At 44.8% G+C, this 25,317-nt stretch carries 25 protein-coding genes; 22 read left to right on the top strand and 3 right to left on the bottom strand.

Annotated features, from left to right (window positions below; translation table 11 throughout):
* Nucleotides 1-20: 20 nt before the first annotated feature.
* Entirely contained in the window at nucleotides 21-239 is a 219-nt protein-coding gene (locus ACKI5J_RS14365; RefSeq protein WP_407430181.1) for a hypothetical protein, read from the bottom strand.
* Nucleotides 240-250: 11 nt separating this feature from the next.
* Nucleotides 251-1,099 carry an MBL fold metallo-hydrolase gene (locus ACKI5J_RS14360; protein ID WP_407430180.1) on the bottom strand — a complete coding sequence of 283 codons (849 nt, stop codon included), beginning with the start codon at nucleotides 1,097-1,099 and terminating at the stop codon, nucleotides 251-253.
* Between the two features lie 168 nt (nucleotides 1,100-1,267).
* On the opposite strand from ACKI5J_RS14360, the gene ACKI5J_RS14355 reads away from it, so the two are divergent.
* The 22 genes from ACKI5J_RS14355 to ACKI5J_RS14250 all read left to right on the top strand — a co-directional run bounded on the left by ACKI5J_RS14355 (nucleotide 1,268) and on the right by ACKI5J_RS14250 (nucleotide 24,760).
* Nucleotides 1,268-1,789: a DUF4142 domain-containing protein gene (locus ACKI5J_RS14355; RefSeq protein ID WP_407430179.1), complete on the top strand. Its 522-nt coding sequence runs from the start codon at nucleotides 1,268-1,270 to the stop codon at nucleotides 1,787-1,789.
* A 150-nt stretch (nucleotides 1,790-1,939) separates the two neighbouring features.
* Nucleotides 1,940-3,034 (top strand): glycosyltransferase, encoded by a 1,095-nt coding sequence (locus ACKI5J_RS14350; protein ID WP_407430178.1) that lies wholly within the window; start codon nucleotides 1,940-1,942, stop codon nucleotides 3,032-3,034.
* Nucleotides 3,035-3,258: 224 nt separating this feature from the next.
* Nucleotides 3,259-3,951, top strand: a complete 693-nt coding sequence (locus ACKI5J_RS14345; RefSeq protein WP_407430177.1) for a polysaccharide biosynthesis/export family protein — start codon at nucleotides 3,259-3,261, stop codon at nucleotides 3,949-3,951.
* Nucleotides 3,952-3,970: 19 nt separating this feature from the next.
* Nucleotides 3,971-6,310, top strand: coding sequence for a GumC family protein (locus tag ACKI5J_RS14340; protein WP_407430176.1), 2,340 nt, complete (start codon nucleotides 3,971-3,973; stop codon nucleotides 6,308-6,310).
* 9 nt (nucleotides 6,311-6,319) lie between these two features.
* Nucleotides 6,320-7,228, top strand: coding sequence for a glycosyltransferase family 2 protein (locus tag ACKI5J_RS14335; protein ID WP_407430175.1), 909 nt, complete (start codon nucleotides 6,320-6,322; stop codon nucleotides 7,226-7,228).
* Between the two features lies 1 nt (nucleotide 7,229).
* Nucleotides 7,230-8,327, top strand: a complete 1,098-nt coding sequence (locus ACKI5J_RS14330; RefSeq protein WP_407430174.1) for a glycosyltransferase — start codon at nucleotides 7,230-7,232, stop codon at nucleotides 8,325-8,327.
* Nucleotides 8,328-8,472: 145 nt separating this feature from the next.
* Complete coding sequence (locus ACKI5J_RS14325) at nucleotides 8,473-9,360, top strand: glycosyltransferase family 2 protein (RefSeq protein WP_407430173.1); 888 nt, start codon at nucleotides 8,473-8,475, stop codon at nucleotides 9,358-9,360.
* A gap of 5 nt (nucleotides 9,361-9,365) precedes the next feature.
* Nucleotides 9,366-9,800, top strand: a complete 435-nt coding sequence (locus ACKI5J_RS14320) for an oligosaccharide biosynthesis protein Alg14 (RefSeq protein WP_407430172.1) — start codon at nucleotides 9,366-9,368, stop codon at nucleotides 9,798-9,800.
* Entirely contained in the window at nucleotides 9,797-10,300 is a 504-nt protein-coding gene (locus ACKI5J_RS14315; RefSeq protein ID WP_407430171.1) for a glycosyltransferase, read from the top strand. Before ACKI5J_RS14320 ends, ACKI5J_RS14315 begins: the two co-directional genes overlap by 4 nt.
* A gap of 3 nt (nucleotides 10,301-10,303) precedes the next feature.
* Complete coding sequence (locus ACKI5J_RS14310) at nucleotides 10,304-11,458, top strand: hypothetical protein (RefSeq protein WP_407430170.1); 1,155 nt, start codon at nucleotides 10,304-10,306, stop codon at nucleotides 11,456-11,458.
* Between the two features lie 8 nt (nucleotides 11,459-11,466).
* Nucleotides 11,467-13,260, top strand: a complete 1,794-nt coding sequence (locus tag ACKI5J_RS14305) for an ABC transporter ATP-binding protein (protein WP_407430169.1) — start codon at nucleotides 11,467-11,469, stop codon at nucleotides 13,258-13,260.
* Nucleotides 13,261-13,355: 95 nt separating this feature from the next.
* The gene (locus ACKI5J_RS14300; RefSeq protein ID WP_407430168.1) at nucleotides 13,356-14,537 is read left to right on the top strand and encodes an endo-1,4-beta-xylanase; all 1,182 of its coding nucleotides are present in this window, start codon (nucleotides 13,356-13,358) and stop codon (nucleotides 14,535-14,537) included.
* A gap of 108 nt (nucleotides 14,538-14,645) precedes the next feature.
* The gene (locus ACKI5J_RS14295) at nucleotides 14,646-15,551 is read left to right on the top strand and encodes a glycosyltransferase family 2 protein (protein ID WP_407430167.1); all 906 of its coding nucleotides are present in this window, start codon (nucleotides 14,646-14,648) and stop codon (nucleotides 15,549-15,551) included.
* Nucleotides 15,552-15,555: 4 nt separating this feature from the next.
* Entirely contained in the window at nucleotides 15,556-16,458 is a 903-nt protein-coding gene (locus ACKI5J_RS14290) for a glycosyltransferase family 2 protein (protein ID WP_407430166.1), read from the top strand.
* Nucleotides 16,459-16,579: 121 nt separating this feature from the next.
* Nucleotides 16,580-17,173, top strand: coding sequence for a superoxide dismutase family protein (locus ACKI5J_RS14285; RefSeq protein WP_407430165.1), 594 nt, complete (start codon nucleotides 16,580-16,582; stop codon nucleotides 17,171-17,173).
* Nucleotides 17,174-17,181: 8 nt separating this feature from the next.
* A complete protein-coding gene (locus tag ACKI5J_RS14280) occupies nucleotides 17,182-17,505 on the top strand; it encodes a hypothetical protein (RefSeq protein WP_407430164.1) in 324 nt (107 codons plus the stop codon).
* Nucleotides 17,506-17,644: 139 nt separating this feature from the next.
* Nucleotides 17,645-20,359, top strand: a complete 2,715-nt coding sequence (locus tag ACKI5J_RS14275) for a hypothetical protein (RefSeq protein ID WP_407430163.1) — start codon at nucleotides 17,645-17,647, stop codon at nucleotides 20,357-20,359.
* Nucleotides 20,360-20,460: 101 nt separating this feature from the next.
* Nucleotides 20,461-21,954 (top strand): M14 family zinc carboxypeptidase, encoded by a 1,494-nt coding sequence (locus tag ACKI5J_RS14270; RefSeq protein WP_407430162.1) that lies wholly within the window; start codon nucleotides 20,461-20,463, stop codon nucleotides 21,952-21,954.
* Between the two features lie 82 nt (nucleotides 21,955-22,036).
* Entirely contained in the window at nucleotides 22,037-22,303 is a 267-nt protein-coding gene (locus tag ACKI5J_RS14265) for a hypothetical protein (RefSeq protein ID WP_407430161.1), read from the top strand.
* 128 nt (nucleotides 22,304-22,431) lie between these two features.
* Nucleotides 22,432-23,238, top strand: a complete 807-nt coding sequence (locus tag ACKI5J_RS14260) for an alpha/beta fold hydrolase (protein ID WP_407430160.1) — start codon at nucleotides 22,432-22,434, stop codon at nucleotides 23,236-23,238.
* Nucleotides 23,225-23,899, top strand: a complete 675-nt coding sequence (locus ACKI5J_RS14255) for a hypothetical protein (RefSeq protein ID WP_407430159.1) — start codon at nucleotides 23,225-23,227, stop codon at nucleotides 23,897-23,899. The genes ACKI5J_RS14260 and ACKI5J_RS14255 overlap by 14 nt, the downstream gene beginning before the upstream one ends.
* A gap of 36 nt (nucleotides 23,900-23,935) precedes the next feature.
* Entirely contained in the window at nucleotides 23,936-24,760 is an 825-nt protein-coding gene (locus ACKI5J_RS14250) for a DNA/RNA non-specific endonuclease (protein WP_407430158.1), read from the top strand.
* Nucleotides 24,761-24,804: 44 nt separating this feature from the next.
* Here ACKI5J_RS14250 and ACKI5J_RS14245 read toward each other — a convergent pair whose 3' ends face one another.
* Complete coding sequence (locus ACKI5J_RS14245) at nucleotides 24,805-25,302, bottom strand: DUF421 domain-containing protein (RefSeq protein ID WP_407430157.1); 498 nt, start codon at nucleotides 25,300-25,302, stop codon at nucleotides 24,805-24,807.
* Nucleotides 25,303-25,317 lie beyond the last annotated feature (15 nt).

Below are 25,317 nucleotides of genomic sequence, written 5' to 3'. Positions count from 1 at the left end.
AGGCGATGGTTGTGTCTGTCTTAAACTCGTCCGTAACTGTCGAGTTCCCTTTGCGAATTGAACTCAAGTTTGTCCTGAAGCGAGATTTTGCAATCTTGCAACTTGGGATTCTCTCTTTTAATTATATCAATGATGGTTTGATTTGGTGGAAGACCGCTTTCTGAGGTCATGGTGGCATTTCCCGAGTAGTTCTGCCCATCAGGGAATTCGGCCGTCCACGATATTAAACAATGTTTCATAGTTTTTTCAGTTATGGTTTTTGAGCTTTTCCTACGTATTTTCCGTGATCAGGTATTGCGACATCGCTGAAGTCTTCAGAGAGTTTTTTTAATCCTTCTCTCAACTCAACACCCTCCATGGCTTGGCCGTGACCCGAAATGACGAGCTCCGGTTGAAGCAGTTCAAGTCGCCTTACAGTATCCCATGCAGCCTGCCAGTCTGTGGTCAGGTACCTCGGAGGTCCGTGCACTTCTTCTTTCTGAATGAGCACTTTGTAAAGTGAGTCTTGCCTGACGGTCACAAACGCATCAGCAGATAAAAGGGTACGATCCTTTTCTCTGAAGAAAGCCACCTGGCCAGGTGAATGTCCGGGAGCAGGGATCCATACCCAGTCAGGCAACTCAGGCACCGTCCCGTCTTCAGGGAGAGGAAGAAGACGTTCGCGGATGTCAATAGGCTCGATGGGATATATGGAGGATAATTTGGCGAGTAAGCCTCCCTCAACACTGGGATCAGGCTCAGGATAGCGCTGTTGGCCTGTTAAAAAGGGGAATTCCAGCTGATGCGCATACACCGGAACGTTCCAGGTTTCCAGAAGATGAACGATGCTGCCTACATGGTCGAAGTGTCCGTGTGTCAGTAATATGACCTTGGGTCTGGTGCCTTTACCAAACCTTTTTTCGGCTACCTCCACCAGCTTCTTCCCGCTGTGGGGCATGCCGGCATCGACCAGTACCCAGTCTCCCTGGGCCGGATCTCCGATCATGATGACGTTGACGATCTGGTTGGTATAATAGTAAACGTCTTTTCGGACTTCTCTACCGTGACCACTCTCCACCGAGGTCATGGGTATAAATTTATTATCGCCGCTCTGCTTCATAGAGTTTGATTTAGATGTTAGTTGTTAACAACTTTTAATGCTAACTGTTGGCGGGAAAGCTGTCTGGTAGCACGATCAGGTATTTCAAACATGAGAAAACCGTATTTCTCGAATGAACACCTCCATGTGGTCTGTTGTTATTATCGTATCTATTAAATTTTGAAAAACATGAAAAAACTAACAATTCTATTTGCAGTTGCTTTGAGCAGCGTTTGTTTATTTCAATCGTGCAGTGATGACGACGACGATGCAGGGATGACTAATCAGGAGTTTGTTACTCAGGCGTCAAGCAGTAACAGTTTCGAGATTCAATCAGGTCAGCTTGCTGGTACAAAGGGTATGAACCCACTGGTTACTGCATTCGGATCACACATGGTTACGGACCACACCATGGCGGCACAGGAGCTGGCTACTCTATCACAGCAGAAAGGCTGGACCTTGAGTCAGGATCTTTTGAAGCGGCATAAGGACAACTATGAGATGCTGACTCCGTTGACCGGTGCGGCTTTCGACAAGGAATTTGCCAGACTGATGGTGGTATCGCATGAAGAAGCCGTATCACTTTTTCGCTCGGCCTCGTCTTCGAACGGAGTTCCGGATTCGGATCTGCGTTCCTGGGCTGCAGGTAAGCTTCCCAAGCTGGAGCAGCATTTGAACGAAGCCAGAGAGCTGAATGAGGCAATAAATTAAAGGGAAAAGAGCAAAGAAGGGACCGCATAGTCGGTCCCTTCTTTGTTTCAGGAGGTTGGAGTGTGAAATATGGATCAAAATATGTTGATTGGGGTATCAGATGGAAAGGTAGCAAGGCTTCGCGAACATGCTTTCGTTATTTTTGATTGAATGATAGGAAGAATCAAGTCGCCGCTTAGAGATCTTTATCATGAGTTGAAACTGATAAGCTATATTGTAAAAAGTAAGTTTAATCCGGTGCCAACCCATAATAAGCTGAATGTTTATTTAGACAGCTTTCTCATGAACAGCGATATGGGGAGGTTCTCGTTTATATTTTGCCAATACCTGAAGTTTTGTGGCTTTGGGTTGAGTGTGAAGATAGACAAAGCGTTCATAAGCCGGCTAGCCCCACCTTATAAAAAGCTTTTCCTGCAGCAAAATTATAAGCTGGTACGTCAATGTCAAGCAAAGGAAAACACTGTCGAATGGGTATCTCCAGTCGGCAAGCGAAAATGGTTGGAGATTGCATACGGATACCGTTTTATAGGAACCGTTGACGAAGGAGCCTTCTATATGCCTTTTCCCTTGCATCCCAAGTTTTATATAAAACAAATAAGTTCTGACGATCTACACCTTTTTAGAAGCCAGAAGCGGAACGTACTGGTGTTTTTTGCCGGAAATTTTGATAGCAGGCTATATAACAGGGATGTTCTTAAAGAGAACTTTAATGGAACTGTTTCCCGGATAAACGCCTTGAGATACATCAGGGGCCGGTTTGATGAACCGGCTGAACTGGAGTTTGTAAAGGAGCCGGGGAGATTGCATGAGCTATTGGAAGCGGGAGCAAAAAAGATTGTGCTATCAGAAGCAAGGACACCGGGGGAGCAATGGTTAAGTATTTTGGGTAAAGCGCACTTTTTTCTTTGCCTGCCGGGGGTACGCATGCCATGGTCTCATAACGCCATTGAGTCGATGGCCGTTGGTACCATACCGATCATCCAATATGGTTCGTTGTTTACGCCTCCTTTGGAACATATGAAAAACGCTGTTTGCTATACAAACGAGAATGAATTGGGTGAGGTTTTGTCGGAACTGTTCACCATGTCCGAACAGGAGATAGCGAAGCTCAGATCAAATGTCATCAGTTATTACGAACAATATCTCTCTGCAGAACAGATCGTCGGGAAGCTTAGCGCGTTCTTTTCGTCGGACGAAACCACGTTAAAGGTCATCATTCCTTTCCTGGAGGATCCTGTGAAATGAAATATCCCGGATTCGTGTAATTTTATGTGTATCAGTGCCTTGTGTTTGGGTATAGGAAGAGAAGTCATTAGTAATATTTTTGTTTACATCTTCTTACTGTTTACAATAGGCGCTCTATGAGACTTGGATTCCGAAAATTTTTTTCTTTTTCTCTGCTGTTTTTTTCTTCAGTGATTTTCTTTTCTTCTTGTGTTGGCACTCAGAATGTTGCCTATTTCCAAAACATGAATCAGACCGAGCGAAAGCGACTGGAGTCTGCGATTGCGTTTACTGAACCGATCATTCAAACCGATGATATTCTGGGCATATCTATAATAACTGTAGACCCGCAAACAGCTGCAGTTGTAAATCAGTCGTCGGTTCAGGAAACGATGGGAAATGCGAGGAATCCCAGTTCAAGGGAAATAGAAGGATTTTCGGTAGATAAGAATGGGGAGATAGAGCTTGCAATCATTGGCAAAGTTAAAGTGGCAGGCTTGAGCACCTTTCAGGCGCGGGAACTGATACGAAAAGAGGCGGCGGAATATTACCAGAATCCTAATGTCACGGTTCGGCTCCTCAACTTTAAGGTCTCTGTTTTGGGAGAGGTCAACAGACCTGGTTCATTTACCATGCCCAACGAGAAGGTGTCTATTTTAGACGCACTTAGTTTGGCCGGAGACTTAACACTTTACGGAAAACGTGAAAATATTATGGTTATCCGCGACCAGAACGGCCAGAAAGAGTATGGAACGCTGAGTATTAATTCTTCCGATATTTTTAAGAGCCCCTATTATTATCTTAAGCAGAACGATGTGATTTACGTGGAGCCTAATAAGGCGAAGGTCTTTTCACTGAACAGCACAGCCCGGTCAACTGCGGTTGTAACATTATCGGCAATTTCTACCATAGTTCTCATCATTACCAGAATCTGGTAGATCCTATACGAAATAAGTAATGAGTAAACGTAAGTATAACGGTATGTCCTTCGACGAAGGCGATGAAACAAATTATACGCAGCTGTGGCGTAAGATGAAGGCTGCATGGCCATGGTTCCTTGCGACCTTTGTAGTCTTTTGCCTTGTTGTGTTTTTTTATATTCAATATGCCACACCCTTGTATAATATCCATGCCATGGTGAAAATCAGTAGTTCTACCAGAGGGGGTAGTACGGCGGCAAGCCATTCGTTGACGGAAGAATTGGGCGTGCCGACAGCGTCGAGCGTAGATGAAGAAGCTGTTGTATTAAAAACACGCTCTCTCATGGAAAAGGTGGTTCGGGATATGAAGCTTGATGTGGTTTACTACCGCAGGGAGGGCTTTAAGTCTGTAGAGATGTATCAGCCTCCCTTTGTCGTCGAGGTAATCGATCCTCTCGATTCGATCAAGTTCACAAGCTTTGATGCTACGGTGCTGCCTGGCGGAAAGGTCGAGCTCGAATGGGAGGATACAGCGACGCAGCTCAGCTTCAATAAACCGCTGAAAGTTACCGGGGTGGGGACTATACAGTTGGGTCAGACAGATGAAAGAGCCCCGGCGCCTGGAGCATACCGGTTCACTATATCGTCTGTTGACAAGGCTGTTAATAGTCTCACCAACAGCCTGGAAGTAGCATTATTTGCGAAGCAAGTGGCTATCCTCGACTTGAATTTTTCTTATCCGTTGCCAAAGAAAGGAGAGGATATATTAAACCGGCTTCTTGATCTGTATGTGCAGACAAATTTGGAGGACCGAAACCGACTGGCTGACAGCAGTGTTGCTTTCATACAGAACAGGCTCAGCTTCCTTGGTGCCGAGCTTGGTGATTTGGAAGGCGACATACAGAGTTTTAAGCAAAGAAACAGGATTGCAGAGATGTCTGAACAGTCTAAGGTGATGGTTCAGAACAGCAGTCAGTTTATGAATGAGGTCGCTAAGGCAGAAACACAAATAAATGTTCTAACCAGCCTTCAGGAGTATCTGCAGAGCAATGCCGGAAACGACAGGATTGTACCGAGTTCGCTCGTGGTATCCGATCCGACCTTTAGTGATCTGGTGGAAAAGTACAATACGCTACTTCTGGAGAGAGATAAAAGAATGGTCGGGGTGACAGCGAAAAATCCGGTGATCACGAATATTAATGAGCGGATCGCGAACCTGAGGGCTGACATGTTAAGCAGTCTGGTCAGTAGTAAGCGTTCACTTGGCATCACGCTTGCAAACTTAAGGCAGCAGATGCAATCGGTGGAAGGCCAGGTGCAGGGTGTGCCGAGGATTGAACGGAACTATCTTGACCTGGCGCGGCAACAGCAGATCAAGCAGGAATTGTATATATTCCTGATGCAAAAGAGGGAAGAGTCGGCCATTGCCAAGACTTATAATACGCCTAACTCGAAAAAGATCGATCCTCCAAAGACACAGGGAAAGGTAAGTCCGAAGGCACCGGTTTATTATACGGTGGCGACCTTGCTTTCGCTCCTCATTCCGGCATCGGTGATCTATCTGCGGTTTCTGACCAATACGCGCATTGAGAATAAGGAGGATATCCGGATCAACTGCACACTGCCGGTGATCGCAGAGATCAGTCACAGCACTGAGGGTGAGACTTTTGTTGTGGCGTTCAAGCCCAGAACACCGGTAGCGGAGCAGTTCAGGGCGTTGCGGACGAAGTTGTTGCTGAATTTCAGGGAATCTGATGATAGAGTTATACTGTTGACTTCGAGCGTATCCGGAGAAGGCAAGTCTTTTGTATCGGCTAATCTGGCGAGCATATTCGCCCTTTCGAATAAAAAGGTGCTGCTCATGGAACTCGATCTGAGAAAACCAGGCTTGTCTGCTAAAGCTATAGTGCCGGACGGACCCGGTTTTTCAGAGTTTATTTTAGAAGAGGAGCTTTACTTCGGGAACATTATCAAGCCCTCAGGAATTTTGGATAACCTTTTTATCATGAGCGCAGGAGCTTTGCGATCCAATCCTGCAGAAATACTGATGAGCAGTCGGGTTGGCCTTATCTTCGAAATTTTACGTGCCGAGTTTGATTATATCGTTATTGACGCCCCACCTGTAGGTGTGGTTACGGACGCACAGTTGCTGATGGAGCACGCCGACACCTGTCTGTACGTGGCGAGACAACATCTTACACTAAAATCTCAGCTCGCGATTGCGGAAGAGCTGAAGAATGAGAATCCTAAAAAACATATGGCGATGGTGCTGAACGATATTCAAGCCGGATCGGGATACAACTATGGACAGTACGATTATAGTACAGGTGAACGGTCGCGCTTTAGAAAGGTAAAGGGGCTTTTTGCAAAGGCTTAATCAATCATTATGGATAAGAAGTTGCGCTTTTCGGTTATTATTCCGGTGCATAACAAGTTGCCGCATCTGGAACGCTCCATAAATTCTGTGCTTAATCAGACCTATCCTGAGTTTGAGCTTATCATTGTTAACGACGCGTCAACAGACGGTTCTGCAGAGAAGCTTCAAGAGTTTTCGGACGACCGGATAAGACTATTTGACCGACCGGAACCGGGGCCTGGTGGTTATCTGGCCAGAAATATGGGAATCGACAAAGCGTGCTCTGACTGGATCTGCTTTCTGGACGCCGATGATGAGTGGGCGCCTGAGCTGTTGGATACTTTATATAATGCCATCATTCAGAATCCTCAAGCCACATCGCTTTCCTGGGGCTATTATCATGTTACGGGAGGGACCAAAAAGCTCGACCGAACATCCTCTCTGAACAAAAAGGATGATTTCAGACGCTTTGAACTCGTGGATTTGTTCAGGCAGCGACATACCCTCTGGACGGGTGCAGTTGCTTTTCGGAAGGATATTCTGCTGCGTGCGGGTAAATTCCCGGCAGCTGGCTATAAGAGGGGCGGTGATGTTGATACCTGGATCCGCTGCCTTGCTTTAAGTAAAGAGAATATCTGGATTAATAAGCCGCTGTCTAACTATTATCTGGACTCCGTAAACATGGTTACCAAGTCTGTTAAAAGGGAATCGGGTTATATATTTTCGCCATTCGTGATGGATCTCCTGAAGAGGTCAGACGATTACGAACTGAGGAAGGCTATTAAAGAATTTCAGAATCAGCGGATCTACAGTATCCTAAGAGGACAAATGATCGATGGGCAACGGCCTGACTTTCGCCTTATCAGTAAAATGAATGTAAGTTCTTCGGGTATGCTCCTTCTTGCCAAACTGATGGCAAGAAAACTAATGAGAACATGATATGAAGCTGGCATATTTTTATCGGAACCTGAATCACGGTGGGATACAACGTATGATCGTCAATGCTGCGAACTACTTCGCAGCAGCGGGACATGATGTTTCCGTTGTGTTGATGAAGCGGGATGGAGAATATATCGATTTGCTTGACCAGAACGTCAAGATCATCTTCTTCAAGTCTATTGACAAGACGAAGTTGTTAAGATCTTTCTCCTCCATATTGAAAGAACATCAGTTTGATCTTCTGTTTACGGCTACGCCTTCGTTGAATACGTTCACGGTGATCGGCCGGTTTCTCTCAGGGGTGAGGACAAAAATTGTCATATCGGAGCGGAACAACACAGCTGTTTTTTTTAAGAACAGCTCCTTGACGTTGTCTAAGCTGACATTCCTTGCTATCCCGTTATTATATCGGTTTGCAGATGCTGTTGTTGCTGTATCGGAGGGGCTTGCCGGAAGCCTCAAAAAAGTTGCTCTTATCCCAAAGAGAAAAATACATGTAATATATAATCCAGCCTGGAGTCCGCAGCTGGAAGAGCAAGCGGGTACTGAAGTAAGTCACGAGTGGTTTCAGTTTCCGGAAGTTCCTGTGATTATCACTGTGGGGAGGTTGGTTCCGGCTAAAAACCACGCATTGCTTATTGAAGCGATAGCCTTGCTCCGAAAAGATATTCAGGTCCGTTTGATCATACTGGGTGACGGAAATCTGAAATCGGGTCTGCAAAAGAAGATAGATGATATGAACCTTCAGGACTGCATACGTTTGGAGGGCTTCAAACTCAATCCGGTATCATGGATGAGTAAAGCAGATTTGTTTGTCCTTTCTTCAGACTATGAGGGGTTTGGGAATGTATTGGTTGAGGCCTTAGCTGCGGGACTGACTATCGTATCAACCGATTGTGATTTTGGACCTTCTGAGATTTTGAAGGGCGGATACGGATATCTTTCACCTGTAGGGAATGCCACTGCATTAGCGTCTGAAATGGCGCGCGCCTTACAGTCGCCGATTGATAAGAACAGACTTAAAAAAAGAGCGCAGGAATTTGGTACTGAGCAAATTATGAGACGTTATGATGAGCTGTTCTCTGGAATGGTTTCATAGTATTTTCTCGGTTTTTGTATATCCGGAATGCTATTCTGTGTAGGCTATTTTAATTCCAGATTTGTTCTATTTGTAACGACACGATTGTACTAGCTCTCAACTTGTAAATTTTCTACGAATTTGTTGTCAATAATTTAACAGGCACATGAAGTTGTTAATTATAACACCCTTTAAGAATGAAGAAGTGTCTGTAGGACAAACTCTTGCTTCGGTAGTCAGGCAAAGTGTGCATCCTGCTGCCTGGCTGCTGATGGATGATGGTTCAGTGGATGAATCACCACGGATTGTTCAGGAATATGCAGCTCAGTACCCGTTTATCAAATATTATAGGAGAGAAAGCGGTTCAGGAGCCAGGGCGACTGGAAACAATGTCGTTGACCTGTTTAATCTGGGATTGAAGGTGGCTGAAGAGATGGAAATCGGTTGGGATATTGTGTCAAAGCTTGATGCGGATCTCGTGATACAGAAAGATGACTATTTAGCCTTTCTGGTGGAGAAGTTTAAAAGGTACCCCAAGCTGGGTATTGCGAGCGGGGCAACTTTTATCATTAATGATAAGGGAAAAGTGATCGAGTCTAAACATCGGTGGCACACACAGGGGCCGAATAAATTTTATCGAAAGGAATGTCTTGAGGCGATTGGCGGCCTCAGGCCTTTTAAGGGATGGGATGGTATAGACAACATTCTGGCCCGGGATAAAGGATATATCACGGAGAAATTTTTTGAGCAGGACGTGTTGCATTTATATCCGACGCAAACGAGAGATGCTGAAGGTGGGGTCAGGCAGGGACTGCGCAGGGAGGCCTATGGATACCGGAATATGGGATACCCCTTTTTTATGTATCTATTTAAGGCAGGTAAACTGCTGAAGGAGAGAAGTATGTATGAGGGGTGTCTCTTTTTGATGTACGGCATAAAGGCCACACTCGTTAGCCGGCCATTGGTTTCGAAGCATGAGGCGAGGGCTGTAAGGCGGTTCATGGCTAAAAGAGTTGAAAATAAATTTACCTACACTAATTCTACTACACTATGAAAATCATGGGAATTGCGTCAGTTGGGGGCCATTGGGTTCAGCTGCTGAGAATAACGCTCGCTTTCAACGATGAGGATGTTTTTTTTGTTTCAACCAATCCGGACTTTGCCAGTATGGTGCCGGGAAAGAAGTTTTATCATATTGCTGAAGCCAGCAGATGGAACAAGATCAGGCTTTTGAAAACATTCTGGCATGCGTTCCATATTGTTTCAAAGGAAAAGCCGGACGTGATCGTCACAACGGGAGCCGCTCCGGGACTGATGGGATTAATGGTGGGATGGTTGATGGGCGTGCGCACGGTATGGATCGATAGTATTGCCAATGTAGAAAAGATTTCGTTAAGCGGAAGGATTGCATCCAGATTCGCTGATCGCGTCTATACGCAGTGGCCCGAACTAGCGTCATCAAAAATTATGTATGCGGGAAATGTGTTAGTATGATTTTTGTAACGACAGGAACCCAGGCACCTTTTAATCGGCTTATCCGGGCAATGGAGGAAATAGCTGGTGAACTGGTAGACGAAGAGGTGGTAGCTCAGGCTTTTGGAGTGGATTTCGTGGTCAGAAATATGAAGATTGTGGAATTTCTGACACCGGAGGAATATATGGGGATATTCAGTAAGGCCCGGCTTATTATTAGCCATGCAGGCATGGGTACCATTATATCGGCCTTAAAGGAGAGGAAGCCAATCATCATTGTGCCGCGCATTGCCGCGTATGGAGAACATCGGAATGAGCATCAATTGGCTACGGCTAACAAAATAGCTCAGCTGAACTACATGCCTGTTGTATACAATATGGACGAACTTCGGGAGGTTGTTTTAGGTACCCATTCAGGTTCAAACGTGTTGTTCACCATGCCGGAGCTTGGAGATACCGCATCCCAAAGCCTGATATCATCTATTCAGGAGTTTATGATCGCAGCAAGAAAACCACGATAAGTAATGAGGGCGTTTATCTTCACTAAGCTTTTTATTATCGTGATGGGAGGTATGGGCATTATCTCGCTTGCTTTGCTGTTGGTTCGAAAGCAGGCAGATCCGATGCTCACTGGTCTGGAGAGTTTGCTTGTGGTGTACTGCGGCGCTGCTTTTCTGTGGGCAAGATCAAAACGTATTGATAGCGTTATGATCTTGCAGGGATCTCTTGCACTTTATCTTATCTGCTCATGGTTGTATGCTGTTGTTTATCGCCAGGCGAATGTTCTTGATTTCCTGATGATATACAAGTCATTTGTATACCTGTTCCTTCTAACGTTTTTAACTGACAAAAGGCTGATGACTGCCAGAAGTGTTGTCAACTTTTATACGGTGCTCCTCGGGATTTTTTTCTTTAAATATTTACTGGCTTTTGTGCTCGGTACCGACGATCGGCCGATTGTTTATGAAGAAAATAATTTCGAGCTAATGCTCTTATATGCCTTATTCCTGGTTCGTTACAGTATAACATCGGAAAGGTATCTGCTGATTATGGCCGTTCTGGCGGTTATTACGCTCCTGTCACTCTCCCGGTCGTCCTTACTCATGTACAGTGTTCTTGTCTTGTATGTGTTCATCAAGTCGTTTCCGAAGACCTGGGTTTTTATGGTACCTGTTGCTTCGGTGATACTCGGTCTGGCGATTTACTATATATTTTCACAACGGTCAGGGAGCCTGGAAGAAATCGACCGCTATAAATTCATGCTGGTTTTCTGGAGCGAAGTGAAGGGTTGGAACGCCTGGCAATGGCTGGCCGGAAATGAACGTATCACACCATTAAGCTACTACTCGTGTGCGGACATGAGCTACTTCAAAAGACTCTTTAGCTACTCTGGCGATGGCACGTGCTATTCTGTTGTTTTACACTCCTTTCTTTTAAGGGTAATTCTTGATCATGGTCTTCTGGGCCTCGTTTTTATTATTTATGCTACCTGGCTGATGCTACGTAAAAGTGGAATGCAGAAAGACGCCATTCTCGTCTTCATAGCCATTGTTGTAATCAACGGACTTTCCGTATCTTCCTTTAACAATCTCTTTTTCGCTATAAGTATGGTGTTTCTGATGACTACGAACGTGACGATGTTAAAGAGAGACATTAATGCAGACCCTGAGTCGGGTTAATTTGACATATGACAGAATCATTAACAAACAAATTTGGAGCCTATTTTAGATTTTTTTACCGAATTCTGGGTTTACGCTTTTTGTTCGACATTTCGCTGAACATCTCTGTAAGCTTCCTTGATGGCATCGGGCTCGCCATGTTTATCCCCTTACTTCAGATGATGGACGATCAGGGTAATTTAGAAACCCGGGAGTCTATGGGTAATCTGCATTTTTTTACAGATCTATTTGATAGCCTTAGCATACCGCTAAATATTTACAGCGTCTTAATTTCTCTTGTTATTCTCTTTATAATGAAGGGAGCGCTGAAATATTTTCAGCTAAGTTCCCAGGTCCGTCTTAAGCAACGATTTATGAAGAAACTGCGGTTTCAACTGACCGATGATCTGCAGCATCTCAGCTATAACGGTTTCTTGAAGCTTGACGCGGGTAGGATCCAAAATGTGCTTACTGCTGAAGTGCAAAAGTTGCAACAGGCGTTTACCCAGTATCTGAATGCTGTAAGCGCAGTGGCCATGTTGCTTACCTATGTGATAATGGCATTTTTAGCCAACTGGCAATTTGCTTTTCTGGTAGCGTTGTGCTCAGTCCTATCCAATCTTCTCTTCAGCAGAATCGTAAAGACAGTAAAAACCTCATCCATGCGGATTTCTTCAAAAGGAAATCTTTTCAACGCTTATCTGATTGAGGCGGTGCATTTTTTCAAGTATTTGAAAGCAACAAACCAGTTCAGGGGATTCAGCAAAAAGATCAGGCAGGTAATTAAAGATACCGAAAGGTTAAACACCAAGGTAGGACATTATCAGGCTATCACCGCGAGCATCAGAGAGCCAATGGTAATTCTGATCATTGTGATCGTAATTATTGTTCAAATCAGGTGGATCGGCGGCAGCCTGGGATCTGTCATTCTGAGTCTTCTCTTGTTTTACCGCGCATTGTCATTTTTGATGAACTATCAGAATTCATGGCAGAGCTTTGTTCAGAATGTGGGCGCAATTGACTCCGTAACACGCCTGACTCAGGAGATGCAGGGACAGAAGGAACCGCAGCAACAGACTGAATTTGATGGATTTGAACGGGGAATAGAGATTAGGAATGTCGAATTTAAATATGGTAATACCACTGTCCTCCATGATATTAATATTCAGATTCCAAAGAATCAAACTATTGCCCTTGTAGGCGAAAGCGGGTCTGGAAAGACGACGTTAGCCAATATTATCACCGGACTATTACCTCTCGAAAAGGGGAGTATGCTCATCGATGGGCAGGACCTGAAATCATACAACCTTGACAGCTATCGTAGTCGCGTGGGGTATATATCCCAGGAGGCTGTAATTTTTAAAGATAACGTGTTCAATAACGTTACTTTTTGGGCCGAGCCGAGTCCTGAGAATATCAGCCACTTCTGGAAGGTTGTGGAAATGGCATCGCTTACAGATTTTATAGGGTCACTTCCTAATAAAGAGAAGACTGAGCTGGGGGATAAAGGGATGTTGATTTCAGGGGGGCAGAAACAGCGGATTTCTATTGCCAGGGAGCTCTTCAAAAGAGCAGACATCCTTATTCTGGACGAGGCCACATCGGCACTTGATTCGGAAACGGAATTAATCATACAGCAAAACATCGAGCAACTTCAAGGTAGCTACACGATGATTATTATTGCACACAGGCTATCAACGATTAAGAACGCGGACAAGATCTTTATGCTTGAGGGAGGGCAAGTGACCTATAGCGGAAGCTTCAGTCAGATGGTAGAGAATTCGGAGCGATTTAAAAGAATGGTTCTTTTGCAACAAATTTAGTGTCAAACAAGAAAGCGTCTTGCTCGGCGTGAAATTTTATTAATCTACTGTGTATTAACTTTTTGTAAAAGTAAAATGTCAATAATATGTAACCGGTGCTTTATAAATACGTAAGACAAACCAACGAAATCGATTATATCAAGGGGGATATTCTCGTATTTCTTCTAATCATTATGGTAATAAAAACGTATCAGGTGCTGCTAGCAGTGCTGGTTATGGGAGCAGCTGGTTGTTCAAAAACTGAGGAAATCGCTACTCCGACGGAAACAGTCAGTTTAGAAACAGTGGCTGCCAGCAAATCATCAAAAAGTAAAGCTACATTACAAAACAGCCTTCCTTTTAAATTTGGAGCTTCTGTAAATATTGGTTTCCTCCAAAAGAACGAAAAGTATCGGGCGCTTGTGACCCAGGAATTCAGCAGCATTACTGCAGAAAGTGCTATGAAAATAAAAGAGCTCCATCCTGCAGAAAATACCTACGACTTTGCGGATGCGGATTACCTTATAAATTATGCCAAACAACACAATAAGCGTGTTCATGGTCACACCTTAATATGGGACAGTTCATTGCCTTCATGGATTAAAAATTACAAAGGCGATTCGAAGGCTTGGGAGAAGATGTTTAAAACTCATATTCAGACGATCGTGAAGCACTTCAAAGGTAGAGTAGAATCCTGGGATGTGGTTAATGAGGCGTTCAAAGACGACGGTACATTAGACAAGAAGACCCTCTGGTACAAAAAGCTTGGTCCGGATTATATAGCCAGGGCCTTTCAATATGCCCATGAGGCCGATCCGAAGGCAATCCTTTTTTATAATGACTACGGTCACGAATATGGCAATTTTAAAAGGAGAGGAATTGTTGCATATGTGAATAAGTTGAAAGCGCGCGGAATTCCGATCCATGGCGTTGGAATGCAAATGCATACCCGTTATAATTTGTCTGACGAAAAGTTTGCAAGAGCAATTAAGGAAGTAGCTGCGACAGGACTTAAAGTTCATATTTCAGAACTGGATATCTCTTTAAATCCAGAGAGCAATAAAAGTAAGAAGCTAACAAGTGATTTACTGAAGAAGCAGGCAGCTAAATACAAGTTTATTGTGAAGACATACAACTCGATTCCTAAAAGTCAGCAATTTGGAATTACCGCATGGAATGTGACGGATGGCGACAGCTGGGTGCCGAGAAGTTATAAAAGACCTGACTGGCCATTGTTATTTGACAGTAATTACGAGAGGAAGCCTGCTTATCAGGGTGTCCTGGATGGTGTAAAGTAAATGCAGTGATTGGTTCAAATCTGTGCACTTGATGTCACAAATTCGATCGGTATATTTGGTTTAAGCGTTTATAACAAGTCTTAATCCCTGATATACTGATCGAATTAAATGAATATTCATGTAATCATTTCGACCTACAATGGTGCCCGATGGATTGAAAAGTGTTTAACAAGCATTTTCGCTTCCAGTATTCCTCTAACAGTCAACTTGATAGATAACGCATCTTCAGACAATACGCTGGATATTGTCAAGAAGAAGTTTCCGGCAGTAGATATAACACCTAACTACGAGAATATCGGGTTCGGGAGGGCAAACAATATCTTGCTTAGGAAAGCACTTGATGACGGTGCCGATTTTGTTTTTTTAATGAATCAGGATGCATGGATCGATGAAAATACCATTGCCGGACTCGTTCAGATCCATCGTCGGCATCCGGAATATGGTATAATATCTCCCACCCATTTAAATGGAAGCGGTACGGGTTTCGATACGCTGTTCGGCATATATTGCAGACACTGCCAAGGGCTGTTTTCTGATCTGTATCTTCAATCACCCAAGGAGTTGTACAGTATAAACTTCGTGAACGGGGCGTTCTGGCTTGTTTCACGGGACTGTTTGCTGAAAACCGGACTCTTTGACCCGATATTTCCGCTGTATGGTGAGGATCTGGATTTTGTAACCCGGGCAAGGATAAAGGGATTTAAAATAGGAATAGCTCCGGCATACCGGGGGTTTCATGATCGTGACAACAGGCCTGTAAGTTTAGTGCATACCCGACGCATAAAGAAGATCAAGTATATCCGGGTTTTAAAGGATACAGAGAAAAGCTTTCCAAAGGCTTTGACTAAATACCTTATCCAATTTAATAAGAACGTTTTTAAACCTTTGTTCCGTCTGAACCTGCGGTTGTCTTATCAGGAATTTAAAATCGGAATGAATGTGCTGTCGTCAATTAATAAGATACTTTATTCCAGAAAGGCATGTTCAAAACCTGGAGCATATTTAAATGGATAGCTCTATGGTATCAATTATCATTCCTTGTTACAATTGCAGCGCGTTCGTCAGCAGGGCTATTGAAAGCGTCTTTAAACAAACCCTCAGCAACTGGGAGTTAATCCTCGTTAACAACAATTCAACTGACGACACACAGGCGGTGTTGAGTCGGTATTGTGAGACTTATCCTGAATTCATAAGCAGCATAATCGAGTTAAAGCCAGGAGCACCTGCAGCAAGGAACGCGGGCCTAAGGCAAGCTGTAGGTGATTGGATTCAGTTTTTGGATGCCGATGATGAGCTCATGCCGGAAAAGATTGCCAGACAGCTCGAGATTGCCAGGGACGGCTCGTTTGATGTTATCTCAGGCGCGTACTTATCGAGCCGCACTGTTGGTGGTGCTGTTGTGGAAAAGCTTAGATTGCCCAGGATGGAGAATGTTTGGGAATCGCTCATCTCATCCAAGCTTGGTATTACAAGTGCAAATCTTTGGAAAAAGGAGGCCTTGCTGAAGGTTTATGGTTGGGATGAATCTTTGAGTTCTTCTCAGGAATATGATTTGCTGTTCAGGTTACTTACTGTAAATTCGAGAATCGGATTTGACTTCTCACCCCATACGATCATCTACAGTCTGGAAAATTCGGTATCAAATACGACCAGTGCCAATAGGTTAGAGAAAATCATGGATGACCGAATAAACCTGAGATTGCGGATGAAAAATTTTCTTCTTAATGAAGGGCTGTATACACAGGAGATGAGTGCTTTTTTTGACTCCTATCTGTACAGGCTCCTGATCAGACGCAGGCATCTTATTCCAGAATATGTTTCGCGGAGATTGAGGGAACTTTCATTGAATGTGCCGCTTAAAGAAAGGATAACGCTGCAAACCAAGATATTTTTGAAGCAGCTCCTGGGAAGAAATCCCTAACCGTGATGCGAAATTCTTCTATGAAATAGCGGCTAAGTAGGTCATACCTTGACGCATTAACAAACATGTCAACACAAATAAGGCTTATAACTGTTTTGTATTTTAACCAATATTATTAGTTATGTTAAAAAAGACATTAAATTCGATTGGAGCATTAGTTTTGCTTTTCGCGGTTGCTTGTACGAATACAAAAAACAGTAACAGTTCAGACTCTCTGAGCACTGAAGGTGGAAATGCAAGTGACGGTACGAGTTCCAGGCAGGCTCATGCCGACATATCGGCTACTAAGGCGGATACATCCGGAAGCGGTATGGCTCATTTTACCTCTTTGGATGATGGGAAGGTGGAGATGAAGCTTACGCTCGAATTTCCTGCTAAAGCCAATCAATCAGTTGCTGTTCACTTTCATGAGCATGGCGATTGTGGCGACAGCGGCAACGGCGCACACGGACATTGGAATCCAACCGGAGAGAAACACGGGAAGTGGGATTCGGGTGAACATCATTCAGGCGATATAGGAAATATTGACCTTGATGGGAATGGTAAAGGCCAGATAACCATTCAGTCTGATCGGTGGAGTATCGGAGGTGATGAGAAGACCAACATACTCGACAAAGCTATTATTGTTCACTCAGGCGTGGATGATTATACAACCCAACCTACCGGTAACTCAGGCAGTCGTATTGGCTGCGGTGTAATTATGGAGATGAAATAACCACTATTATGTTAGACAAAGTATTAGATCTCGTAAAGCAGCATGTTTCCAATAATCCGGAAATTGCGAAGCTTATTCCGCCGGGTCAGGAGGAAGATGTCAACAAAGAAGTTGCTTCGGGCGTAAACGAAGGCTTGAAGAATAGTTTCTCCTCAGGGGGGATAGGGGGAATGTTGTCGTCGCTGACCGGAGGGTCAGGAAACGGCGATATGTCCGAAAATATTGCGAAAGCTGTAGCAGACAGGCTTCAGGGAAAGTTTGGTCTCTCCCCTGAAGTTATCAAAAAGATTTCTAATGCCATCCCGGGGATTGTTCAGCAGCTTCGGGGTTAAAAAAACTGCCGGTCCGGGACTATCATTTTTCGGACCGGTAATTTTAAAGTACAATGTATAAATTATTTTAGAGTATAACGATATACTGATATATTGCCCGACGAAGCGGGAGCTTTCGCCCGTTGCTAAGATCGTAATCATGAAAAACCAGGTGTTTTCCAGAAGGCAGTTTATCAGAACATCCGCTTTGCTTGCTGCTTCAGCAGCTGTATTCCCTGTTTCAGCACAAAACAAGAAGTCTGTGTATCGTAAAGCCTCAACAGCTGTACCATTGAAATGGCTGGAAGATACAGATCTTAAATACCTGCAGGGCGTCACATGGGGAGTTCCCTGGCCAAAAGGTCTTGTAAAAGAAAATACTGAGTTTCAACTGAGAAATGAACATAACGAGTCTCTCGCAGTGCAGGCATGGCCTCTCGCGTACTGGCCCGATGGTTCGGTCAAATGGTCGGGCTATGCCGTTAATAAGGTTGCGGCCTCATCAGGAGCACTAACATTAAAACCCGGTACGGCACAGAAAACATCCGGCGGAATACTTGTCAAAGAATCAGATACCCAGATTGAAATTGATACCCGGCGCATCCGTTGTGTTCTGAACAAGAAGGGAAGCCTGCTTATTGAATCGATTGAAAAGGATGGAAAGAAGCAGCTTCTGAAAGGGAAGTTGGTGATGATTACTCAAAATTGCCCCGATTCAGACACGGAACAAGATATAAATAAGAAACTGTACACGGGCGAGATAGGAAGTGTTTCTATCGAACAGCAAGGTCCGGTACGTACAGTAGTCAAAATAGAAGGGACCCATCGCGCCGGTCCTCAAGATGCGCTGATCCTCTTCGTCGTTCGTCTCTACTTTTACCATGAGAGCGAGTCTGTTAAAATCATGCATACCCTTATATACGACGGTGATGAGAACAAGTTGTTTATTAAAGGACTTGGATTCCGGTTTGCGGTGGCTATGGAGGATGAACTGCATAACCGGCATATCCGATTCGTGGGAGAGGAAGGCGGCGTGTTTGCAGAGGGAGTGAGGGGGCTTACCGGACTGCGTCGGGATCCCGGGCAGGAGATCAGATCTGCTCAGGTAAGAGGAGCGGCAACACCTGCTGTATCGGAGTTTCCAGACGTGGTTTCTAAGCGTCTGCATCTCATTCCTGCTTTTGGAGATTATACCTTGTACCAGGGGAGCTCAGGTTCTTTTACGATTAAAAAGAGAACATCCAGCAACCATTCCTGGCTTAATGCCGGCCACGGAGGCCGCTCCGCAGGTACCGGTTATTTGGGAAGCCCTTCGGTTGGAGTGGCCTTTGGAATTCGAAACTTTTGGCAAAGCTACCCTGCGCAAATTGACATTAGAGGCGCCCATTCGCAGCTTGCAGAAATAACCCTCTGGTTGTGGGCGCCAGAAAGTCCGGCTATGGATCTCCGTTTCTATCACGATGGTATGGGTATGGACGATTTTGATAAACAGAACGAAGGCCTTGAAATTACTTACGAAGACTATGAATCAGGATATGGTACGCCATACGGGGTTGCGCGTACCAGTGAGATGCAATTGTGGATCATGGGCACTCCTGCAAACGAACAGATTGCCGGCCTGGCCAGGTCTCTTCAGCATCCGGCGTTATTGATATGCGAGGCCGGGTATCTTCAAGAGCAAAAGGTTTTTGGAGGCAACTGGTCGCTGCCCGATCGTTCTTCTGCCGCTAAGAGGAAGATAGAAGAACGGCTGGACTGGAGTTTCGATTTCTATAAGAAGCAGATTGATCAGTTTGACTGGTACGGCTTCTGGAATTATGGTGACGTCATGCATTCCTATGATACGGACCGGCATACCTGGAAATACGATATCGGAGGATTTGCATGGGATAATTCGGAGCTCTCTACTGACCTTTGGCTCTGGTACTACTTTCTGCGTTCTTCCAGGCCGGATGCTTTCCGGATGGCCGAGGCAATGACGCGTCATACAGGAGAGGTAGACGTTCATCATATCGGGCGCTTCGCACCATTGGGATCACGCCATAATGTAATGCATTGGGGCTGTAGCGCTAAACAGCTTCGTATCAGTACTGCATTGAACAGAAGGTTCTTATACTATCTGACTGCTGACGAGCGGATCGGCGACTTGCTAAAGGAGCAGGTAGAGGGAGTGAAGACCCTCGTTGACATTAAGCCGCTTCGAAAACGTGAGAAATTTGATGACGAAAGCATGATACAGAGACCTTCGCATATCGTCCATGCTAGTTTTGGCACCGATTGGGGATCTGTTGCAGCAGCCTGGCTGACGGAATGGGAACGTACCGGATATAACGCTGTCCGTGATAAGTTGCTTCGTGGAATGGAAAGTATTGCTGCTCAGCCGAAAATGTTCTTCACGGGGGCAGGTTACTTTGATTTTAATACGGGAGCATTTGAAATTACAAAAAAACAAGATATAAGTATAAGTCATCTAAGTGCTGCATTCGGTCTGACGGAGGTCTGCGAAGAACTCCTGTTACTGCTTGATGTTCCGGGGTTCAAAAAGGCCTGGCTGCAATATTGCAGGTTGTACAATGCGTCCAGGGAAGAGCAGGAGCAAGAGCTCGGCTCAAGCGTTGACAAGCTCAATCTTAGACAGGGGCATGCTCGTTTAACCGCTTTTGCGGCACACTCCTTGAAAGACGAAGCCTTAGCCAAACGTGCATGGAAGGAATTCAATCTGGGCGCAGAGCAGGGAATTCCCGAGCTTTCTTTAGTACCAAGACCTTTGGTCCTGAATCCAATAGAGGAATATAAGGATGCTGGAACGAATGGAGCTGCTCAGTGGGGGCTGTCAGCGATACAGTGTCTTGCCTATGCAGGCAAATATATCTAGGAAACGCCGATTTGCATAACATGTGAAAAATGATCATAATGAACATTTATTAATCATTTTAAACGCGGTTAGGTAAATTGCAGTCTGAAACCTGGAAAACAATGGGTACTAAGCTACTGGTTACTTCTGCTTTCATCATCATCGGAATCGTGGTAAGCTTCAGCATTCGGAGAGAGGCCCCCGGCCTCGCCATTGAAGAGACCTCTATATGGAAAAGCTACGATCGCTACAAAGAATCAGCAATCCCTTATCGGATAATCAAACATGCAGAGATGCAGCCGCTCATCAGTAAGCACGTCTCTTCCGGACTTTTACGGTCTTCTCTCCAGGGTACCTCTGTGCAGGGGAGAAAGATCAACCACCTGGTGGCCGGGAAGGGGAAAACGAAGGTGCTCCTATGGACGCAGATGCACGGAGACGAGTCAACCGCGACTTTGGCTTTATTCGACATCTTCAACTTTCTGTCTGCAACAGATGAAAATGATTCATTCCGGCACTTCCTGATGGAGAAGCTGGAGCTTCATTTTATTCCAATGGTCAATCCTGATGGGGCAGAGGTATGGAAACGCAGGAATGCGATGGATATAGACATTAACCGGGATGCGCATGCGCTCACCACACCGGAAGGGCGTTTTCTAATGAAGGTTGCGGACGAAATAAAGCCCCGGTTCGGTTTCAATTTACATGATCAGAATATGTTATACTCGGTTGGTTCATCCAGTAAACCGGCTACGATCTCTTTTCTCGCACCCGCATATAACCTGGTAAGGGATATGAATGAAACACGTGGGAACGCAGCGAAGATGGTTGTACTGATGAACCGTACACTTCAAAAGTACCTGCCAGACCAGGTAGCAAAATATAGTGATGCGCACGAGCCCCGGGGATTCGGGGATACATTTCAGAACAAGGGAATATCAACCGTTCTGATTGAATCAGGAGGTTACCAGAACGATCCGCAAAAACAATACATCAGGAAACTTAATTTTTATGTACTTCTTAGTGCATTACATGCAATCGCGGACGAATCCTATGAACAGGAAGATATGGAACAATATCATGCAATTCCCGACAATGGCAGATTCCTCTTTAATTTGGTTATCCGTAATGCAGAAATCGTGAAAGATAGCCTGCGTTACCGCGCAAGTGTGGGTATCAACTATTCAGCATCAGTTGACGGTACTGGTAAACGGTTAAATTACGTGGGTGCTATCGAAGAGCTTGGCGACATGCATAATAATTACGGCTATCATGAAGTTGACGCATCTTCGTTCGTGTCGATACCTGGCAAAGTCATCACCATGAAAAAGGGTGAATGGGAAAAGCTCAGTCTTGAAAGTGAGGCCGCACTGTTGAGGCAGGGCTATTTGTATGTCCGGTTTTCCGACCAACGTTCTCCTGCTGGTCCGGTACGCAACCGTCTTCTGAATCTGATGAATGGAATTTCCGTAAGCTCGCGCCCGATTGCATTGTATCAGTATCCTAACTTCGTTCTTGCTGCTTCTGGTGGAAAGCCGGCTTATGCAGTGGTTAATGGTTTTCTGGTTGATCTCAGCAAGAAGATTTCCTACCTGCCAAACACCTATGGATATTAGTCGTAGCTGTTCGGAGGCTTTGAAGCTGCTTGTTTTTGTTAGCTTTTGAAAACATTATCCGCTAGTAAACAGTTAATTATCCATGGAAAATGATGAACTAAAAACCAAAGAGTTTGGAATAACCATAGAAATAGCCTGTGATCCGGATACTGATTCCCGGTTTCAAGGATATGATATTGCTCCAATGCAGGGACAGACTTATCAGGTCAGGCGAGGCGGTAAAGAAGTCGGCAAACTTCGATTGTCGGGTCAGGACAGCTGGGCGTGGACTGAGGGAAGTTTGTCTCAAGAATGTGCAGACGCCATCGGCAAGGCTATCAATGCGCATAACAGGCTCTATTCCGGATAATGAGGGAATATTGAAGTGGCGGTAAACGCTGTATCCGCAATAGGCCTTCGCCGCTGTGAAAGGCAGAAGTTCGGTAATCTTAGACCAATCTCGTACCTTTGCAGCAAAAGAGCAAGCAACAATTGAGAATGGGAGACGTCTTAAAGAGGAACAACGTCAGAGAAAGGGGTACAGGGAAGCAAGTCATGATTTTCGCCCATGGCTTTGGATGCGACCAGAATGTATGGGAATATATCATAAAGGCGTTTGAGCATAGCTACAAAGTTATCGTGTTTGATTTTGTGGGCTCAGGACAGTCTGACCTAGCCGCCTATGATTCCGAAAGATACGGTAGTCTGGACGGTTACGCTTTGGATCTTCTTGAGATCCTCGAGACACTCCATCTTAAAGATGTTATCTTCATTGGCCATTCGGTCGCTTGTATGATTGGGCTGAAAGCAGCTATAACCAGTCCCGACTATTTTAATAGCCTGATATTTGTAGCCCCTTCGCCCTGCTATATGATTGATGAATCGTATAACGGAGGCATGGAAAGGACTGATCTTGAAGCATTATTTGACGTAATGGATAGCAACTACCTCGGCTGGTCAAGTAGTATGGCACCGCTCATTATGGGAAACCCGGAAAGGCCGGAGCTGGGCGAAGAACTGACTGCCAACTTTTGTGCTACTGATCCTGATATAGCACGCAAGTTTGCACGCGTGACATTTCTATCCGATAACAGAGCTGACTTGAAGTTGCTTAAGACTCCAAGTCTCACGTTGCAATGTTCATCCGATATGCTTGCTCCGATAGAAGTGGGGCATTATATTCAGGCGAATACGGCTAACAATACCCTGGTAATACTTAGCGCCACGGGGCATTGTCCCCATATGAGTCATCCCGACGAAACAATTCGTGCCATCAGCTCTTATGTAAAGAATGATGGGTTCTGATGATATGAAACACGATCTGAATAACCAGGCGTTCGATTTTGCCATGCTCTATGACCATGCTGCATGTGGGTTGATCACTTTTGATCTATCTGGGAAGCTTCACCATTTGAACAAAACCTTCTGCATGTGGACCGGCCTGGAAGACGCTCAGACAGATGGACTGACTTTTTCAGATCTACTCGAAAAGGGTAGCCAATTATATTTTCAGCTCTTCATATATCCCCTTCTTAAAATGCATAAGGAGGTAAGGGAAATTAATCTTAAGATCGAAACGGCAAGTGAGAGTTTTCAATGCTTGCTTAGTGCAAAAGTGATCGTGAGTGCTGGCCATGATGAGAATATGCTGGTTCATGCAGCTATATTTAAGGTAGTCGACAGAAAGAAGTTTGAGGATGAGCTTCGATTACAAAAGAAGCTTGCAGAAAGGGAAATTCTGCAGAAGGACGAGACACTCAGGGAAGTCGCTTCGGACCAATCACACCTGGTGCGTGCTCCATTGGCAAATGTGCTCGGCTTAGTTGTTTTGCTTGAACAAGCTGAGGCCACTGAAGATTTCAAAGAGTTACTCTCCATGTTAAAAGAATCAGCGAATCAACTCGATACGGTGGTTAAAAATATTGTCACTAAAGCAAATACTCAGTTGGGTAGCCAACAAGGCTGAATTAGTTAATATTGGTATCTTCGCGCCTTTGATACCATGAAAAAGATTGTTCTGTTTATTGCCTCTTTCTGTCTTGAGATCGTTTGCTATGCGCAGATAGGCGACCTGTCTAAAATAGGCCTGCTGACGCACGGAGGCCTTCCGGTAAAAGAAAGCTTAGCTCCCGATGACCAGGTGAAGGTACTCATCAATGCTGCTTATATCTCTTGTTATGATGAACAACTGAAAAATCCTCTTTGGGTGGCATACCGGTTGGGGAATATGAAGGGAGAGTTTAAGTACGTCAACTGGGAAAGGCCTTTCCGCTTCCTGACAGATTACCGTACGGAAAGCAGGGTGGACCATGATGCGTTCAACAGATCAGGCTACGACAGGGGCCACATGGCTCCTAACGCGACTATCTTATCGCAATACGGACAGCTGGGGCAGCTTGAGACCTATCTGATGACCAATATATGTCCGCAAAGCCCAGCGCTGAATCAGGGACTTTGGGCAAGTTTGGAAAAGCTCGAAAGAGAAAGTCTGTCACAGGACGACACCCCTAATAAGGAAGTACACGACCTCTTTGTGATTACTGGTCCTGTTTTCGATAAAAATCCGCGTAGACTCGCTTCCGGTGTCGCCGTTCCCACTGGTTTTTACCGTATCCTGGCGTTTCGTAAGGGGTATACCGGTACGCTAAAGGCTGTCGCGTTCCTCTTTCCTCAAAATCCGCAATCCAAAAAGCTTCAAGATTACCTCACCACAATCGATCATCTTGAATCATTAACCAGCCTGAATTTCTTCCCCGAACTATCCCGAGCCGTACAGCACAATCTGGAAAGTAAAAAACGTGATTTATTGCTTAATGAGGTTGACTAAGTAGCAAGTAAATAAATTCTGATTTATTTTCTGTCTTTCTGTTGTTACTTGTTTTTTTTAATAATCACACTAATATGGCCGTCTGCCTCCATATAGGCCGCCTTCACTTCATTCAGATCTTCGACGCCTCTCTTATGCAGGTTCTCCATAAGTTCCTCCACCGTGATATATTCCCGTCTCATATTGCGTCTTAAAAGCCTTCCGTTCTTTATAATCAATAGCGGAGGCGCTGAAACGAGCTTCTCGAACGACGGAAAGTAAAAGCTCAACATATTGACCATGTAATTCCAGAACATCAGCGTCATAATCGTGATGAGGGCATCGCTAACAGAACTGTATTCACCCAAGGCATGAGTTGCTGCTTCGGCAATTAAAAGAATGAACACCAGATCCATGGTCGCAAGCTCGCCGCCCGCCCGTCTGGGAAGAATACGCATCAGAAATAATATCCCCAAATACAAGATAGTGCCCCTGATGAGCAACTCATGTAATGGCGATTCGAACTGAAAGAGTTCACCAAGAGTGCTGACGACTTGCTTCATTATCTTTCTTTGTAG

It is taken from the genome of Arcticibacter sp. (assembly GCF_045629565.1).
GTDB lineage: Bacteria > Bacteroidota > Bacteroidia > Sphingobacteriales > Sphingobacteriaceae > Arcticibacter.
Note: the sequence above shows the minus strand (reverse complement) of the source record. Positions and strands in the feature narration are given on the sequence as shown.